A 17,783-nucleotide genomic window follows, 5' to 3' on the forward strand; every position below is an offset into this window, starting at 1 on the left:
GAGGGTCAACGGCATGCATTTCCCGTCATCTGGAGGGGGGATTTGAAAAATTTTGGAGGGGCACGCTCCGTCGTGACCAGGGGACGGGCGTCGCGCAACGACGGCGGAATTTTTTACGCGGAGCTCCAGAGCAGCCGGCATAGTTTCGCGCGACGGAGCGCAGCGCCACGGCGCCGGTTAGCTTCACTCAGCGCCGCGGAGCACGAGAGCAGAGTGCCGGCGCCTACTTCAGGTCGGACAATGCGGCGCCGAAGTTCATGTGCACGGGTTTGCCGTCGATGACGAGGGCGGGCACGGATTTTACTCCTGCCGCAGCTGCTTCTGCGATGCGGTTTTTTGCGGTGCCCAGGTGGACGATCTCAACCTGGATCTTGGTGGGATCGAGGTAGCGGGTGACAACGCGTTCGGCGTCGAGACAAACAGGGCAGCCGGCGTGATAGAATTTTGCGGAAGTTTTCATGAGGATTATTTTTTGGATGGATTCGGAGGTTTGTTGAAACGCGCCGGATGCGACGCCGGATGGCTTCGCGTTCCGACCTCATGAGTTTAACCGAAGGCACGCATGCCGGCCAGAGGGCACAAATTGCGGAGGGGGCACCAAAAGGTGCCTGCTCGACGTCGCGCGTGGAAGTGAGCAATCTGGGAATGCGATGCCCGCCCAAAATCTTTCCATCGACGAACGCTCGGCCTATCGGCGGCTCGAGGATGTGGTTGGCTGCAAGTGGTCGGCCGCTGTTGTCGGTGCGCTGAAACGGGGCGTGACGCGGCCAGGCAGGCTGGAGCGCTACATTCCGGGGATATCGACGAAGGTGCTGACCGAGCGCCTGCGCAAGCTGCGCGACTACGGACTGATCACCCGCGAGGAACTTGCGGGAAAGGTTCAGCATGTCGAATACAGCCTCACTCCGACCGGTGTGAAGCTGGCCGGCATCATTGAACAACTGCATGCGCTGCAGGCTGAGCATGTGCCTCCAAGTCCGGAGGAAGCGGAAGAACCGCGTGTGCGCCGCGCCGTCAGGCGCTCGAGGAAATTGTAGTATTGCCTTGTCCCGCCGTCCGGCTGATCGCGAATGCTCTGCGCGATGGAGCGTGCCGGCATTTCCCGCGGGATCGGGTTGCCCACGGGTTTGGTCTCGGAGAGTCTGAAGGTTTACGATGTCGCGCCAGTCTCCTTCCGAACGTCTGCTCCTGCTGATCCTGGCGGGGATTCAGTTCACACACATCATGGACTTCATGGTCATGATGCCGCTCGCGCCGCAGTTGATGCGCGAGCTGAATCTGGGGGCGGGGCGTTTCACCGCGCTTGTGGCGGCCTATTCGATTTCGGCGGGAGTCGTGGGATTGCTTGGAGCACCGTTCATCGATCGATTCGATCGGCGCACGCTCCTTCTGTGCATGTATGCTGGATTCGGCGTGGCCACGCTGCTTTGCGGACTGGCGCGGGATGCGCACACGCTTCTGATTGCCCGCGCTATTGGCGGTGCTTTTGGAGGGATCTCCGGGTCGCTGTGCATGGCGATTGTGAGCGACATTGTGCCGCCGGAGCGTCGTGCGGCGGGAATTGGAATCGTCATGACGGCATTTGCCGTCGCGGCCGCGATCGGCGTTCCGGTGGGGCTGCAACTGGCGCAGTCATTCGGCTGGCGCACGCCGTTCACGCTGCTCGCGCTGGTCGCCGGCGTCATGTGGTCCGTCGTGTTTCGCATCGTGCCTCCGGTGCGCGGGCACCTGAGTGAAGGTGAAGCTGGGGGACGGTCGTTTCGCGAGTTGCTGGGTGACGGCAATGCCTGGCGGGCACTCGTTTTCATGGGGGTGACGGTGCTGAGTCACTTCAGCGTCATCCCGCTGCTGTCACCGCATCTCGTCGGAGACATGGCGCTGCCTGAGAAATACCTCTCCGTCGTCTATTTCATCGGCGGCGTGTCAAGCGTCCTGACCGCGCCGCGGGTTGGCCGTCTGGCGGATAGATTCGGCCGTCAGCGCATTTTCAACATCATGGTGGTGGTTGCGATGCTGGTCACTCTGGTGATCGCGAACTCCGGGCCAACGCCCGTCTGGCTGACGCTCGTCCTGAACGGACTGTTCTTCATCTTTGCGAGCGGACGGTTCGTGCCGAGTCAGGCGATCGTGACGCTCGCGGTGCCGTCCTCGCGCCGCGGGGCGTTCCTGAGTCTGAGCAGCTGCACGCGGGACCTGATTTCCGGAGTCAGCTCGACGGTGGGCGGCTGGATTGTCACCAAGCAGCCCGACGAACGTCTGTTGCATTTCAACTGGCTCGGATGGATAGCCGTTGCGGCCGGCCTGCTGAGCATTGGCCTTGCGAGGTCCGTGCGTGTGAAGGATACGGGCTTTGCGGTGCCGCGAGGTGATGTCGCTGGTCAGAAGGTTCCCGTGGCGTAGCAAGCCGTCGCCTGCTTCACGGGTGGTGCACGCATTCCCTGTTTGTGCTCATCAAGGAACGGGCGGACAGGAATGTCCACCCCACACTCCTGAACACAGAGATGCCGTTCAATGCGTGGTCACGGTCATGGCCTCGATTCGGCTGCCGTCGGTGAGGCGGTCGCCCGGATAGACGACGACCTTGTCCCCTGCTGCGAGGCCTTCGAGAACCTCGGCTTCGATGCCGTTGTTGTGAGCAATGCGCACGGGACACAGGCGGGCGCGCGAACCGTCCACCCTATAGGTCATCCACTGGCTGCCCCGCTGGAAAAAGGCGCCCGATGGCGCCTTGAGGGCGTCGTCGGATGACCAGACGACGATGCTTCCCTCCACGCGATAGGAGTCGCCGAGGGAGGGGCGTTCATCGGGGGGATTGAGCAGGTCGGCGACCACATAGACGCGCTGTTCCTCGACTCCGAGGGCGGAAATCTTCGTGAAGGCGGCGGGTTCCACCACGCGGACCCGCGCGCGCAGCGGTTCGACGCCGCCCCATTTGTGCAGGAGCGCGGTTGCACCGGGTTTGATCGCCACGGCATCGCGTGAAAGCACCTCGATGCGAGCCTCGATGTCGGTGGGATCGCCGACCTCGAGAAGTGGAAATCCCGCCGGGACGACGCGTTCACTCTCCTGGAAAACCTTGAGAATCCTGCCGGTTATGGGCGAGGTGATGACGAGCGGCTCGCTGGTGGCGTCGTTGGTGCCGGTGCCGCGCGCGAGCATGGCGCGGGCCTGCTGAAGTTCGTGCTCGGCGACCTGGAGTGCGAATCCGGCGGCGCGGCTGTTCTGCTCGGCTACGGTGTGGCGGAGCTCGGCGGCGTCGAATTCCTGGCGCGAGGCGGAGCCCGATGTATACAACATTTGGATACGCTCGAACTCCGTGCGCGCAAGAACGGCTGCGGCCGCGGCGCTTTCGCGGCGCGCGGAAACCTCAGCAAGCATGGCGGTGGCCGCCTTGACGGCGGCCTCGGCCTGGGCGCGGGTTCTGGCGTCGAGAAAATCGGAATCGCGCGTCTCCAGTGTCGCGAGGACCGTTTTACCGGCCTCGACCGCAGTGCCGGGCTTGAGGTCAATGCGGCGCAGCAGTCCGGCGACCGGGCTCGAAACGGAATAGCGGAACTTGAGTCGTGTCATGCCCTCCTCGTTGACCGTCAGTTGGAGCGGCCCGCGGGCGACCGTCGCGAGTTCCGCCGGCAGGGGCTTTGGCCAGAGGCCGGTCACGATCAGCGCGACGACGATTCCGCCGGCGATCCACGGCACGAAACGCGTCCAACGACGCGCGGCTCGCGCGGGCTTTGCTCCGGGAGATTTCTGGTGATTCGGGTTCATGGAGGATCAGTCGCGGGCTTTGAGAACACCGACGAGATCGAGTCGGGAAAGGCGCCGGCACGCAAGGGTTGCCGAGATGAGGGAGGCGATGCTGACGACGAGCACGGCGAATGCGTAGTTCGAAGGGGTGAGAATGAGGGGAAGGCGGACGAATTCGGTGTTGACCGAGGTGAGTATTGCGCCGGCGAGACCCGAACCGATGATCATGCCGAAGGGCAGTGCGACGAGCGTCAGGATGGCGAGTTCCCCGACGAGCACGGCGCCGACCTCCCCCTGGGTGAAGCCGAGGACGCGCAGCGTCGCGAGTTCACGCTGGCGCTCCGAGAGCGCGATGCGCGCGCTGTTGTAGATGATGCCGAAGGCCACGATCGTGGCGAAGGTGAGGTAGATCTTCTGAATCAGCCCGATGCTCTGGGCGGTGGTCTTTCGAAAGCCGTCGCGGATGGCCTGTTTGTTGACGATGGCGGCGGTGCGTGCGGTCAGCTTGACCGCGTGAAGAAAATCGAGCCAGCCGCCGGAGGTGACGGAAAGGTAGGCGCCGGTGATGCGGTCGCCCTCACCGAGCAGGCGGTTGAGCGCGTCGATTTCCATGTAAGCGGCGGTGCCGGCAAAATCCTCGGCGAGCGAGGCCACCGGTACGACGAATTCCGGGCGGCGTCCGTCGAGCACGCGAACGTGGAGCGGATCCCCGCGTTTGACATGAAGGACCTGGGCGAGTTTGGCCGAGAGCACGATCCCGTGGGGAGGCAGTGCAATCTGCCGGTCATGGGCGTCGATGATGCGGTTGAGCACCGCCTGCGAACGCACGCCGACTATGCTCAGGCGGCGCAGGTGGTTGCCGGAGCGGAGTTCCGCGGGGGCGACGCGGCTGGGTTCGGCGAGCGTGACGCCCGGAAGGTTGGAGAAGTCAGCGAGAGCCTGGGGCGGACCCGGTTCGATGAGGGAGGCGATGACCGTCTGGCGCTGCATCAGGTCCCACTGGTAGTCGAGCACGTGGTCGATGCCGTCGCGAAACGCGCTGGGCACGACGAGAATGCCCGTGGCCAGGGCGAGCGCCGTGCAGGTGAGCACGGCGCGCATGGGGCGGCGCTCGATGTTGCGCAGCGCCATGCGCAGGGATGGAGTGAAGCTCGCGGCGAGCCTCGTGCGCTCGAGCAGCGCGGGGCGGAAGGATGCGGGCGGCTCGGGCCGCATGGCCTCCGCGGGAGGCAGGCGCACCGCAGCGCGCACGGCGCCCCACACGCCCACAATGGCCGCGAAACCGCATACCAGAACAGCGGCGGCCAGCACGCCGCGCGCAAGGTGGAATTCGAGCAGGGGAAAGCGGAAGAACAGGTGATACATGTTCACCAGCTTGTGACCGAGCCCGATGCCTCCGACGATGCCGAGCGCGGAGCCCGCGAGCACGATGACCAGCGCGAACTTCAGAAAGTGTCCGCCGATCTCCCGGTTGGAAAAACCAAACGCCTTGAGGATGGCGATCTGTTCGCGCTGCAGCGTGATCAGCCGGTTCATGACCGCGTTGGTCATGAAGGCGGCGACGCCGAGGAACACGAGCGGGAAGCCGACGGAGAGTCCCTGCAGGATGCGAATCTCGTCGCGCAGGCGCATGTGGGACGTGTGCGATTCACGATCGTACGCGCCGCGGCCGCCGTAGGGACGCAGGGCGCGGTCGATCGCGGCGATGACGGCGTCGCCGCGCGCGCCGGGTGCGAGGGAGAATGACGCCTGGTTGAAGGCTCCCTCCATGCTGGCGGCGACGGCGAGCTCCTTGTACGGCAGCCAGAAGATGCCGTAGCTCCGGTGATCGGGCAGCGCCGCGCCAGGGGGCGCCTCAAAGACGAATTCGGGTGAAAGCACGATGCCGACGATGCGCAGCACCTGGCGCTTCCCGTAGAGAACGGCGGCGATTTCGTCGCCGGGCTGCAGGCCGTGCGCCTCGGCGAAGGCCTCGCCGACGAGCACCTCGCCCGGTGCGGAGCGGCCCGTGATCATGCGGCCCCTGCGCAGGAAAAGGCGGTTGAGAACCGCCTCACCGGTTTCCGGCAGCGACAGGAAGAGTCCGTTTGCGGGTTCAGGAACGCCCTTGAGATCGAGCCGGCCGGAGAGGGCGATGGTGGTCTGCACCGCCGAGATTCCGGGGATGCCGGCGAGGTCCAGTGCGGCGGCGTCCGGGGCCCGTTTCAATCGGACAAAGAGATCGGCGAAACGGTAGTCGCGGTAATAGTCGTCGCGCGTGGTTTCCAGCGTGCGGATCAGGCTGCGCGTCATGACCATCATCGTGAGACCGCAGGCCATCACGAGCGCCACGGCGATGGCCTGGGATTTGAGGCCGCGCAGATCGCGCCGGAGCTTGAGGTCGAGCAGCGACATGGCGGCTTACCAAACCAGGGACTTCGCCGGCATCCGGGCGGAGTTTCGCTTCTCGCTTGTGATGCGTCCGTCGGAAAGGCTCAGGACGCGGTCAGCCATGTCGGCCATCACGGCGTTGTGGGTGATGACGAAGGTGAGTGTGCCGAGCTCGCGGTTGATGCGCTCGATGGCCTCGAGGACGGTGATGCCAGTGCGCACGTCGAGCGCTCCTGTGGGTTCGTCGCAGAGGAGGACGGCGGGGCGCTTGGCGATGGCGCGGGCGATGGCGACGCGCTGCTGTTCGCCGCCGGAGAGTTGCGCGGGAAAATGGTTCATGCGCGCGCCCAGGCCGACGAGCTCGAGCGCGGATTCCGGAGTCATGGGGTCCGCGGCGATCTCGGTGATGAGGGCGACATTCTCCCGCGCGGTCAGGCTGGGTATGAGGTTGTAGAACTGGAAAACGAAGCCGGCGGCTTCGCGCCGATAGCGGGTGAGGCCTTTTTCGTCGGATTCGCCGAGGTTCCATCCCTGGTAAAGCAGGGTGCCGCTGGTCGGGGTGTCGAGTCCTCCAAGCAGGTTGAGCAGGGTGGATTTTCCGCTGCCTGAGGCGCCGAGGACGACGATGAACTCGCCGGGTGCGCAATCCAGATCGACGCCATCGAGGGCGCGGACTATGGCGTCGCCCTCGCCGTACACCTTGGTGAGCCCGCGCGCGTGGAAGACGGGAGGGTTGCCGGGGACGTCTGGGCGCGACATGGTTGTGGGGTGGTGGGGGCCTTCAGGTTCCGCACCAGCGCGCAGCGACCGAACTCATTTGCCGGCGAAGGGGAGTCTCAAAGTTCCTTCAGGCGGATGTTGCGCCAGCGAACTTTCTGGCCGGCCTTCTCCTTCGAGTTGCCGATGCCGTGGAGCTGGAGGGCTATGAAGCCGGAGGCGGTGAGGTTGTCGTGCACCTCGGCGATGGCGACGCCGTTGAGCCATGCCTGGATGTGGTCGCCTGATGCGCGGATGCGAAAGTGGTTCCACTGGCCGGGTCGGTAGGCGGTGGTGTGGCTCGGCTGGTGGAGAAACCCGCGGCCGGCCTCTTCATAGATGGCTCCAGTCCACCCGCGCTCGCTTGGATCGATCTCGATCTGGTATCCCCAGAAACGCCCCTTTTCCCTGGTCATCTCCTTGGTGATGCGGCTGCCATCGGGTGCGTTAAGGCCGCCCCAGCGAATCGTCTTTGTCTCGGCGGGATAGACATTGCTGCGGATCTGGATTCCCGAGTTGAGGAGCGGGTCGATCATGAAATCGACCTCGAGTTCGAAGTTGTTGTAGACCTTCTTCGTGGCGAGGAAGGAATTGGGGAGCCCCGGTTTGGATTCGCCGACGATGGCGCCGTCCTCCACGTAGAACCTGCCGCCGCCAAAGTTCTGCCAGCCGTTCAAAGTTTTGCCGTCGAACAGGCTGGTTTCAGCGGCGTGCAGCGATGCCAGGCTGATCACGGCGAGCGTGGCAATGAGGCGGAAGCGGGAGGAGTTCATGGGATTGGGCAAGGGAGGGTTGAGCCGGCCATCATCAACCCTCGCGGCAATGAACGCAAGGCCCGTGCGCGCCGCATCGTGCCCAGGGGACGTGCGTGGAGGAACGGCGGCGGAGGGTTTGACGCGGAGGCGCGGAGGAGAGGAGAAGATGATGTGGAGTTCAAGAAGAGTCGCGATGGGTTGGACGCGAAACGGCCGGCGTTGTGGCGCGAGGCGCGAACCCTGGGCATGACAAAGCATGCCCCTCCAACGGAGGGGGGATGCAGGCAACACTGGGGAGGATGCAGGCAACACTGGAGGGGCACGCTCCGTCGTGACCTGGGGACGTGCGACGTGTAACGCCGCCGGAATGGTTTCACGCAATGTCAGGTCAGGCGCTCGGCGTCGGGTTGTTGATGAGCAACGTCGATGATTCGCAGGCTTCCCATCGGAATGTTTAGCGCCAGCCCTTCCACTTCCGCGGTCAGCTTTGCACCGTCGAGGATGTCGCGGATTTCGGTGGGCTTGACGTGTTGAAAGCGAACAATGGCCTGGCGTGGCGCCGGGTCGAAATAGCCGGGATCGATGACGACAACGCGGATGTGCGTGGCATCCAGCCTGAGGGCGGCCCAGGCCACGTCGCCGGTCACGCGGATCGGCAGCCGCGCGGCGGCCTCCTCGAGGGCTTGAAGCACCACGGGCTTGTATTCCGGGGCGGTGTGGCGCCTGCCGGCGTCGTCATACCAGTAGCGGCCGTCAGTGAGCAGCTTTCGCTTGAAAATTGGAAAGCGGGCGAGGTCCGTGTCCGCCGGGATCATCGCCAGATTGCCGTAGGGGCTGCGCGAGATGAAATTGGTCATCCTTCGCTTCGCGTGCAGGGCGTAGTTCTCGAAGTCGTGATCGGCGAGCATGGCCCCGCCCCAGAAGCAGTCGAGGCGGTCGAACACGAACGGCGCTTCTCCGGGAGAATAAAGGTCCATGCCGTGTCCGTTGATGCCGTGCCGCAGGAAGTCCTGATCCGGCTGCAGCATGCCAATGGCGAGATCGGAGATGGACAGGATGTCCTCGCGCGCGGGCAGCGGCAGGATGCCCTTCTCGAGCATCTGGTAAAACGGCAGCATCTCACCGGCGTTGTCGCTGTAAATGTTCAGGTGGAAAATGTCGGCGCCCTGGCAGCGGGCCAGGATCATCGCGCGAACGAAGTGACTGAGGTGCGCGGACTGGCACCAGTCCCACAGGCGGTTGAAGTTTCCGTTGTCGGTCACCGCGCGCCCGGACATGTGGTTGAACTTTTTTGTCAGCCAGAGTCCGGTGCGCCCGGTGAGGCTCAGCGACTGGTTGCGCGAGTTGGTCTCCTCCATGCTGGGCACGAAGACCTCGCGATACTTTTCCTCGGACATGAGCGGCTTGAAAACGTCAGCGTAGACACTGCCGTTCCAAAAGATGTTTTTGCCGCGGAGCAGTATCTTTTTCCCTCGCTCGTGGCAGAGGTCCGCGAGGGGGAGCAGTTGCTCCCGTATTGCCAGGGCCATGTTGTCGTCGATGGTCTCGAATTCCGCGAAAACGAAACCCTGCAGGGTCGTCGGCGCGAGCACGAGCATTCTGGCCAGCGTGTCGGGGCTGAGATAGAAATCGATCCCGGTTATCCGACCGTGACCCGCGTAGATAAAGAAAGGTTCGCCCGCCGCCTCGCGTTCCGCGGCGAAGCGGAGGATTTCCGCCTGCTTCAGCATCCGGTGCCCCATGCGGTTGTGCTCCCTGGTCCACGCCGCCAGTTTGGCCGGATCGGCGATGCCGGGATCGTAGGCCTCCTTGAAGAAAAACACCGACTCGTGGGAATAGACGTAGGGGACGAAGAACACGTTCTTCAGCCCATGGCGCTCGAGGTATTCGCGCCGGATGGCGTCATAGGTTTTCCGGTAATCCCAGTCGATGCACTCCTCGAGGAGCACCATGGTCCGGCCGGCCGGCTTCTGGTAGGGGAGGGCCTTGAACGCCTCGGTTTGCTGCGCGAGCGCGGCGAGATTCTGCTCGAGCTCAATCATCGTCCCGACCGGTCTCAGATTCGTGAACGCATCCTGCCAGCCGGGATGGTCGAGATGGAAACCGTGAATGCCGTCACCGCCTGAGATGTCACTGCCGATCCAATACGTGTTCGTCCGAGGGTCGAACACCGCGCCCGCCGCCACCGTCGTTCCGTAGAGCACCTTGCGGCACGAGCCATCGCTGTTCGCGATCATGAGATTCCGTCCATACAGGCTCAGCAGGAACTCGTCGCCCAACGTGTCACTCTTCACGTGCGACGCGTAGGTTGTCAGATAGGGTCGCACCCGGAAAGGCTTGCACCTTGATTTGATCTGCGCGCCGGAGGCGCCCAGGCGGCGAATGACCCGGTCCCGTTTCTCCTGCGCGACAATGCTTCCGTCTGTCGCAAGGGTGTAGAGGACGCGCTCAATGCCGCCGGTTTGGATGCGCGGCCCGCCGGCTTCGTTCCGCACGATCACCTGGTAGAGCGGGGCCTCCCGCTTGAAGGTCCACAGATGCCGGCCATCGTGGTCGATCGCGTAGAGGCCGCCGTCCGAGGAGGCGACCAGCGCTTCGTCGAAGCCGTCGGCATCGATGTCGCCCGAGGCCAGGTCAAAGGGAAAGCCGGCCGAGGGTTTGGTTTTCCAGAGGAGAACGCCTTGCTGGGTGAGACACAGCACGGTGCCGTCATAGGCGGCGCAGTAAATCGCGCGGGCCGCATCGCCCGCGCCGACCGCCGCGGGCTTCAGTTGGTAGATCGTGTGCCCGTCGGTCGGAAAAGAAGTGAAGGGCGCGCCGGCGATCACCTTCCCATGCGGTGTTCTCTTGTTGGACGCGCCCGCCACCTTCCCGGCCAGAAGGGTTGCGGAAGTGGCTGCGAGTGTCCGGTGGATGAATTTTCTGCGGTTCATTTGTCGCCGTTCCTCATCCCGCAAGCGTACGCGCGCGAGGCCGGGATTTCAATCCACGCAAACACGGGTGAATCCGCGGATCGTTCCCGCCGGCGCGGGCGTCTGCCAGAGCGGGCTCCACACCTTCCGAAAGCCCAAGCCGTCGAAGTCACTCACGTTCACCGTTGCGAACTCGGTGACACCCTGTGCGGTCATGGTGAGAGCGGAACGGGCTGGGAGGAATGGCGCGCCAGCGGCCCAGCCTTGGCAGCCCAAGGCAGCGCCTTGGGATTTTGGCGAGCCACCATGCCGAGCCCTGTAGGGGCGTTCCAATGCGAGTTTGCGCGGGGGTTGGGTCGCCCCTTCAGGGCTCACCGGGTTTGTTTCGACGGGTATCCCATGGCGTTGCCATGGGCTTGGGATGTTGCGCCCCTTTGGGGCTTGGGGAATGGCGCGCCGTTGGCGCAGGCTATGTGGAGATATTGCGCCCCGTTGGGGCTGGAGGAATGGCGTGCGGTTGGAGCGAATGGGAGGTTTGTCGGGCGCAGTATTTCTGGCGGCGGTCGGAGGTCACGACAAAGCGTGCCCCTCCAAATCGGAGATATGTGCTTCGGGCTGTGGGGGATTTCTTTGCGTGCTTTGCGGCTTTGCGTGAGACTATTCCGGCGCAGTTGCGCGTTGTGCGGTCCCAGGTCACGACAAAGCGTGCCCCTCCAGTTTGGGGACGAGTCGGGCGGATATCAAAGGCTGGTGGTCAATGTCTGTTCCACACGGTCAGTGGTCGGATATCGTTCGTCGGAGGGCCGTTCCAGCCTCCATCATGCCGTGGCGTTCCACGGGCGGTCGTAGTGGCAGGCCACGGTGTGGGCGGGGGCGTCGGGGGCGGGGCGGAGGTGCGGGGTTTCCTGTCTGCAGCGTTCCGTCGCGAACGGGCAGCGGGTGTGGAAGGCGCAGCCGGAGGGGGGGTGAATGGGCGAGGGGACGTCGCCCGTCAGCACGATGCGTTTGCTGCGTCTCCTGGGATCGGGCTCGGGGATCGCGGAGATCAGAGCGCGCGTGTAGGGGTGTCGTGGGTCGCGATAGATGTCCTCGGCGTCGGCAAACTCGACGATGCGTCCGAGGTACATGATCGCGATGCGATCGGACACGTGTTTCACGACCGCAAGATTGTGCGCGATGAACAGGTAGCTGAGGCCCATCTCGCGCTGGAGGTTGAGCATGAGGTTCAGCACCTGGCTCTGGATGGAGACATCGAGGGCCGAGACGGGTTCATCGCAGACGATCGCCCGCGGCTCGAGGGCGATCGCGCGGGCGATGCCGATGCGTTGTCGCTGTCCGCCTGAGAACTCGAACGGATAGCGATCGGCGGCACTCGCCGGAAGGCCCACCTTGTCGAGGAGTGCGCGGACCTTCTGCCGGCGCCCGGCGGGATCACCGATTCCATGGATCGCGAACGGTTCGGCGAGGATTTCTCCAACGGTGTGCCGTGAGTTCAGCGATTCGACGGGATCCTGGAAGATCATCTGGAGATGACGCCGGTGCGGCTTCATGCGCCGCGGGGAGAGTCCGGAGAGGTCCACTCCGTCAAAGAGGATGCGTCCCGAGGTCGGGCGGAGCAGCCGAACGATGCATTTGCCGAGCGTCGATTTTCCGCAGCCTGATTCCCCCACGAGGCCGATGGTTTCACCGGAGCCGACCGAGAACGAAACGCCGTCCACCGCGCGGCAGAAGCGTTTGCTGCGTTGAAAGAGGCCTTCCTTCACGGGGAAGTGCATGCACAGGTCCTGAACCTCAATCAGCGGCGGGTTCATGGGGCGGAGTTGAATCGGGGCAGGTCGCGCCAGCGATGGCAGGCGACGACGTGATCAGGTGTGACATTCTCGTCGGGAGGCTGGCGGGCACAGGCGTCGATGCGGTAGGGGCAGCGGTTCTGGAAGCGGCAGCCCTCCGGCAGATCCGCGAGACCGGGGACCATGCCGTCGATCACATTCAGGCGGGATTTCCTCGGCGTGGTCAGGCGCGGTATCGAGCTCAGCAGCCCCCGCGTGTAGGGGTGGGCGGGTGCGGCAAAGATGTCGTCGACCGGTCCCGACTCCGCGATCCGTCCGCCATACATCACCACGACGTCGTCGCACATGTCGGCGATGACCCCGAGGTCGTGCGTGATGAGAATGATGGCCATGCCCATTTCCTCCTGCAGCGCGTGCATGAGCTCGAGGATCTGCGCCTGGATCGTGACATCGAGGGCGGTGGTCGGCTCGTCGGCGATAACGACGGAGGGCTTGCAGGCGAGCGCCATGGCGATCACCACGCGCTGGCGCATGCCGCCGGAGAGTTGATGGGGATACTCGCCGACTCGGATTTCCGGTGAGGGAATCCCGACCCTGCGGAGCATCTCGACCGACATCTCCAGCGCGCGGCGCCGGTCGGAGGTGACATGCAGCAGGAAAATCTCGCTCAACTGCCGGCCGATCGTGTGGACCGGATTGAGCGCGGTCATGGGTTCCTGGAAAATCATGCCGATGCGACCGCCGCGGATCCTGCGCATCTCGGCTCCTGGCAGCTCCACGAGGTTCCGGCCATCAAACAACACCTCTCCACTCTTGATTTTTCCCATCGGCTGCGGAAGGAGCCGCATGATGGACAGCGCGGTGACACTCTTGCCGCAGCCTGATTCGCCAACGATGCCCAGCGTGCGTCCGCGGCGGACGGAAAAGCTTACGCCGTCGACGGCGGTCAGCACGCCGGCGTCGGTGTCGAACGTCGTGACGAGACGGCGGATGTCGAGGACGACGTCGGTCGGCTCGTGTGCTGGCATGGAAGCGGGAGGATGCAAGTCCGGCGGGATTCCGTTCGCAGCCTACTGTTTGTACTGATCGAACACCTGGATCATCGGCGGGAACGTCTTGCCGGAATTCCGGGCATCAGTGACAGCCTTCTTCTCGTCCTGGTCGATCCAGTGGACGAAGAACTCCTCAGGCGTCCGGCTCTGGGCGACGTTGAATCCCTTGGGCCATTTGATGTAGCGCTGGTAGCCGACCCGGTAGAACGGGATCGCCCAGCCGTTCACCCACGCGGCGTCGTCGTAGATGATCTGCTCGATCTGCGCGGCGTAGGCCTTGATGTCCTCCATGGTGCTTGCGGCATCGTAGGCTTCGATCAGGCGATCCAGCTCGGGAATGAACGTGGATGTCATGTTGTTGGTCTGAACCCGGATCTTCTTCGGCGAAGGGTTCGGTTTTCCCTCGGAATAACGCTCGACGGGTTTTCCATTGGCGTCGAAGTAGGCGTCCTCGTATGCGTTGGAACCGTGATACATTTCCCAGTAACGAGGGTAGGCCTCGACGGAGCGGGAGAGGGCGATCAGCGCGATCTCATGGTTCTTTTCCTGAAACTTTTTCCAGCCGGTTGATTGATCGAGGACCTCCAGGTTCAGCTCCAGGCCCGCCTTGAGAGCCTCCTGCTTCAGGATGGGCAGCATGTCGCGCAGATCAGGTCGGAAAGATGAAAGCGTGAATGAGAGACGTCGCCCGGCTGCGTTCTGCAGAACGCCATCCTGACCTTGGGTGGTAAAACCAGCCTTCGCAAAATGCTCGCGGGCGAGCTTGGGGTCGAAGGGCCGGGCGGTGAGCGTGGGGTGGACGCGGAAGGGGTAGCCGTCCGAGCGGGTGTTCATGCGCACGGCGTCGCCCCGGAAGAATTGTTTGCAGACCAGGTCGAAGTTGGTCGCGTACTGGATGCCGAGGCGGACTTCGCGCTGATCAAGTTCGGGCTTTGCGCGGTTGATCCAGAGTCCCCAGTCCGGTCGCGGAATGTTGTTGTAGAACGTGGCCTTGGCGATGTAGCCCGCGGTCACAGCCGGATGCTGATTGGAAATGGTTTCGTACCAGAACTTGGGCTGCGAGAGCGGGAACATGTCGAGGTCGCCCCTGGCGAATGCCTCGGCGCTCTTGTCGGGATCGCGGATGATCTCGAGACGGTAGCGGTCGGGATTGAAGCGCCCGCGATAGAAGCGCTTGTCCTTCGCCCACCAGTTGTCGAGTCGCGTGAAGGTGATGGACCGGCCCTTGTCGAGATCCTTGTCCTTGAGAATGTAGGGTGCGGTGGTGGGAAGGAACCGCCATTGGTAGCGCTCGAGCCAGCCTGGGCCGAAGTCCTTCATTGCGTGGCGGGGGTACAGGCTGAAATTGCTGTATGCGCTGGCGAGGTCGGGCTTGTTGGCGAACATCGTGAGTGCGAAGGTCATCTTGTCGTACACCGTCAGCGTCTTGTATTTTGTCGTGTAGAAATTGTTGTACCACGGTTCGTTGAGGTGCGGGCTCCTCATGAAATAGAAAAGGAAGATGACATCGTCCGTGGTGATGGGCACGCCATCCGACCAGCGCGCGTCGGGATCGATGCGATAGTAGACGGTGGCCTTGCTGGAATCGACCGCCCATTCCCTCGCAACACCCGGAATCACCTTCCCGGCCAGGTTGGGATGATCCTGAAGGATGCGAACGGTGGTGAAATCCAGAAGGTACTGGCGGATCCCGCCGGTGGCCTCGGGTCCGATGGTGCGCAGCGTGCGCGGGAAATCCTGTTGATAGTAGGTGAACGTGCCGCCCTTTTTTGCGTTGGGGTCCGCAAATTCGGGCAGATCGGATCCATCCTCCCATTTCAAGTCTGCGGGAACATCCGCGGCGGTCTTGAAGATGTAGAACTCGGGCTGGTCCTTCAGCGTTTTCGCGAGGTCGGCCTCCATGTCGGGAGCCGAAGTGTCGGCCGCGGTTGAGGAGCCGGAAGACGAAGCGCCCTTCTTCCCGCAGGCGGCGAAGGCGAAGAGCGCAAGGAGCGCTGCAAAAATGACGGCGATGCGTGAAAAATTCAGAGGACGGTGAACAGAGCTCATTGGTAGGTTGTAAATTTTTTCGGATCGAAGGCCTCCCGGATGGCCTCGCCGACAAAGGTCACCAGCACAAGTACGCTGACAAGTGCGCTGAAGGCGGAGACGACGATCCATGGCGAGTTGAGATTGGACGTGCCCTGGCGCAGCAGCTCTCCCCAACTCGGCGTCGGCGGGGGAAGGCCGAAGCCGAGGAAGTCGAGGGCGGTCAGGGAGCTGATGGCGCCGGCGACGGTGAAGGGGACGAAGGTGACCAGCGTTGAAAGCGTGTTGGGCAGCACGTGCCGGAAGATGATGCGGCCCGGAGAGGCGCCGAGCACTTCGGCGGCGTGCACGTAGTCGCGCGCCTTTTCCCGGTAGGTGGCCGAACGCATGTAGTACGTCATGCTCGTCCATGAGAAGAGCACGACGATCAGGAGCAGCACCCAGAGCTTCATGCCGATCCCTGCGGAGGAAACGACGGAGGCGACGATGATGACGACGAAGAGAAAGGGGATGTTGGACCAGATCTCGATGAGCCGCTGCACGAGCAGGTCGAACCAGCCGCCGAAATAGCCCATGAGACACCCGATGGCGATGCCGATGACGTACGTGAGCGCCATGAAGGACACCGAGAAGATGAGGGCGTTGCGGAAGCCGTAGAGCAGACGGGCAAGGATGTCGCGATTGATCTGATCGGTTCCGAAATAATGGCCCTTCGAAAAGTCAGGAGGACGCGGGCGGAAGATTTCGCCTGGATAACAATTCTCCGTCGGGCTGTAGGGGATCAAGGGAAGCAGCACCCGGTTGTCGGTCCCTGCGAATTTCCTTTTGAGGTCACGATAGTTGACCTCGTAGTCATAATCCATGCCGAACTCCCGTCCCGTGTGCACCGCGCCATACGTCGGGAAGTGCCACTGTCCCTTGTAGATCACGACGAGGGCGCGGTTGTTGATGAGCAGTTCGGCAACCAGCGAGATGACGACCAGACCGCAGAGGATGAGGAAGGAGACATAGCCCCGCCGGACCTGCCGGAAACGCCGGAGTTTTTTCCGGGTCATCGGGTTCAGGCGCGGGCGTGGAAACGAGAGAGACATGAAGGTCCTACTTGAAACGCACGCGGGGATCGATGATCGCCACAAGGACGTCGGAGAGAATGTGACCGACCAGGATCAGCAACGATGAAATCAGGAGCACGCCCATGACCGTGGGGTAGTCGCGATCCGTGACGGAGGTGTAGCCGAGGAGCCCCATGCCATTGATGTCGAAGATTGTCTCAATGAGGAAGGATCCCGTGACCAGGAGGGAGAACTGCTGGCCGAGGTGGGTGGCGATCGGGATGAGGGAGTTGCGCAGGGCGTGTTTGACGACGGCGGCGCGGAAGGAAACGCCTTTGGCGACCGCGGTGCGGATAAAATCAGCAGCCAGGTTGTCCATCAGGTGGTTCTTCATCAGCAGGGTCACCAGCGCGAAACTGCCCACGGTGTAGCAGAACAGCGGCAGGGCCGCGTGGTGGGCGAAGTCGCCGATCTTCCCGAGCAGGCCCAGGTCATCGAAATCCCGGCCGGTGAATCCGCCCATGGGAAACCATCGCAGCCGCGCGGCCAGGTAGACGACGAGGATGGCGCCGAGTGCGTAGCCGGGGATGGCGTAACCGGTGAACACGAGGGCGGAGGTGATGTTGTCAATTGGCGTGCGATGCTTGATCGCCTTCACCACGCCCAGGGGAATGCACACGGCATAGACGAGCAGGAGGGTGATCAGGCCGTAGGTGAGTGACACCGGAACGCGATCCAGGATGATCTGCAGGACGGGTTCGCCGAAGCGGTAGGACATGCCGAAGTCGCCCGTGAGGATTTTTTTCAGCCAGAGAACGTAGGCGGTGACCGGAGGCTGGTCGAAGCCGTAGTAGGCCTTGAGCTGGGCCATCTGCTCCTCGGAGATTGCGCCGCGGCCCGTGTCCGCCCGCCCGCCGCCCATTTCGCCCATTTGCGCCTCGATCAAGGACCGCTCCAAGGGTCCGCCCGGGACGATCCGCGTGATGAGAAACACGAGAAGGGTGATCCCGAGCAGGGTCGGAGGGATGAGAAGGAGACGGCGAAGGAAGTAGTCCCGCATGCGTGTAAACAACCAGCGAAAGCTGCGGACTATGGCCGCGCAACTTTTGCATCAGCGCAAGCGTCGAGGCGGCATTTTTGCTGCAATAGTACCTTTTTCCCACGCGGAGATCGATTTCCTGGCACTTGGATGAATCCCGGGGGTGGACTGACGCGTATATTTGATGTGACTCTCCAAGCACCACTTTCCGACGAGTGCGGCTGCAAGCGGCACGTTTTTGGAACCTTCCATTCCTTCAATTGACTATCCCGGCAAGACGTCTTT

The 17,783-nt window shown here is 63.2% G+C and carries 14 protein-coding genes; 2 read left to right on the forward strand and 12 right to left on the reverse strand.

Translation table 11 applies throughout. The features are described 5' to 3' along the window. Window positions 1-223 precede the first annotated feature (223 nt). The gene (locus HS122_14835; protein ID MBE7539672.1) at window positions 224-460 is read right to left on the reverse strand and encodes a thioredoxin family protein; all 237 of its coding nucleotides are present in this window, start codon (window positions 458-460) and stop codon (window positions 224-226) included. A gap of 190 nt (window positions 461-650) precedes the next feature. Here HS122_14835 and HS122_14840 point away from each other — a divergent pair, with 190 nt between their 5' ends. Next, complete coding sequence (locus HS122_14840) at window positions 651-1,037, forward strand: helix-turn-helix transcriptional regulator (GenBank protein MBE7539673.1); 387 nt, start codon at window positions 651-653, stop codon at window positions 1,035-1,037. A 118-nt stretch (window positions 1,038-1,155) separates the two neighbouring features. Beyond that, complete coding sequence (locus tag HS122_14845) at window positions 1,156-2,400, forward strand: MFS transporter (GenBank protein ID MBE7539674.1); 1,245 nt, start codon at window positions 1,156-1,158, stop codon at window positions 2,398-2,400. A gap of 108 nt (window positions 2,401-2,508) precedes the next feature. Here HS122_14845 and HS122_14850 read toward each other — a convergent pair whose 3' ends face one another. The 11 genes from HS122_14850 to HS122_14900 all read right to left on the reverse strand — a co-directional run bounded on the left by HS122_14850 (window position 2,509) and on the right by HS122_14900 (window position 17,519). Beyond that, window positions 2,509-3,765 carry an HlyD family efflux transporter periplasmic adaptor subunit gene (locus tag HS122_14850; protein ID MBE7539675.1) on the reverse strand — a complete coding sequence of 419 codons (1,257 nt, stop codon included), beginning with the start codon at window positions 3,763-3,765 and terminating at the stop codon, window positions 2,509-2,511. Window positions 3,766-3,771: 6 nt separating this feature from the next. Further along, window positions 3,772-6,138, reverse strand: a complete 2,367-nt coding sequence (locus tag HS122_14855; GenBank protein ID MBE7539676.1) for an FtsX-like permease family protein — start codon at window positions 6,136-6,138, stop codon at window positions 3,772-3,774. A gap of 6 nt (window positions 6,139-6,144) precedes the next feature. After that, window positions 6,145-6,873: an ABC transporter ATP-binding protein gene (locus HS122_14860; protein ID MBE7539677.1), complete on the reverse strand. Its 729-nt coding sequence runs from the start codon at window positions 6,871-6,873 to the stop codon at window positions 6,145-6,147. A gap of 77 nt (window positions 6,874-6,950) precedes the next feature. Further along, window positions 6,951-7,643, reverse strand: a complete 693-nt coding sequence (locus HS122_14865) for a DUF1080 domain-containing protein (protein MBE7539678.1) — start codon at window positions 7,641-7,643, stop codon at window positions 6,951-6,953. Between the two features lie 365 nt (window positions 7,644-8,008). Further along, a complete protein-coding gene (locus tag HS122_14870; GenBank protein ID MBE7539679.1) occupies window positions 8,009-10,558 on the reverse strand; it encodes a hypothetical protein in 2,550 nt (849 codons plus the stop codon). A gap of 48 nt (window positions 10,559-10,606) precedes the next feature. After that, entirely contained in the window at window positions 10,607-10,753 is a 147-nt protein-coding gene (locus HS122_14875) for a hypothetical protein (GenBank protein ID MBE7539680.1), read from the reverse strand. 602 nt (window positions 10,754-11,355) lie between these two features. Beyond that, window positions 11,356-12,348: a dipeptide ABC transporter ATP-binding protein gene (locus HS122_14880; protein ID MBE7539681.1), complete on the reverse strand. Its 993-nt coding sequence runs from the start codon at window positions 12,346-12,348 to the stop codon at window positions 11,356-11,358. Next, the gene (locus tag HS122_14885; GenBank protein MBE7539682.1) at window positions 12,345-13,355 is read right to left on the reverse strand and encodes an ABC transporter ATP-binding protein; all 1,011 of its coding nucleotides are present in this window, start codon (window positions 13,353-13,355) and stop codon (window positions 12,345-12,347) included. The genes HS122_14880 and HS122_14885 overlap by 4 nt, the downstream gene beginning before the upstream one ends. 42 nt (window positions 13,356-13,397) lie before the next feature. Continuing rightward, complete coding sequence (locus tag HS122_14890; protein MBE7539683.1) at window positions 13,398-15,428, reverse strand: ABC transporter substrate-binding protein; 2,031 nt, start codon at window positions 15,426-15,428, stop codon at window positions 13,398-13,400. After that, the gene (locus HS122_14895; GenBank protein ID MBE7539684.1) at window positions 15,425-16,498 is read right to left on the reverse strand and encodes an ABC transporter permease subunit; all 1,074 of its coding nucleotides are present in this window, start codon (window positions 16,496-16,498) and stop codon (window positions 15,425-15,427) included. Before HS122_14895 ends, HS122_14890 begins: the two co-directional genes overlap by 4 nt. Before the next feature lie 7 nt (window positions 16,499-16,505). Next, window positions 16,506-17,519: an ABC transporter permease gene (locus tag HS122_14900; protein ID MBE7539685.1), complete on the reverse strand. Its 1,014-nt coding sequence runs from the start codon at window positions 17,517-17,519 to the stop codon at window positions 16,506-16,508. Window positions 17,520-17,783: the final 264 nt, after the last annotated feature.

The sequence above is a fragment of the Opitutaceae bacterium genome, from assembly GCA_015075305.1.
In the GTDB taxonomy this organism is placed as follows: domain Bacteria; phylum Verrucomicrobiota; class Verrucomicrobiia; order Opitutales; family Opitutaceae; genus UBA6669.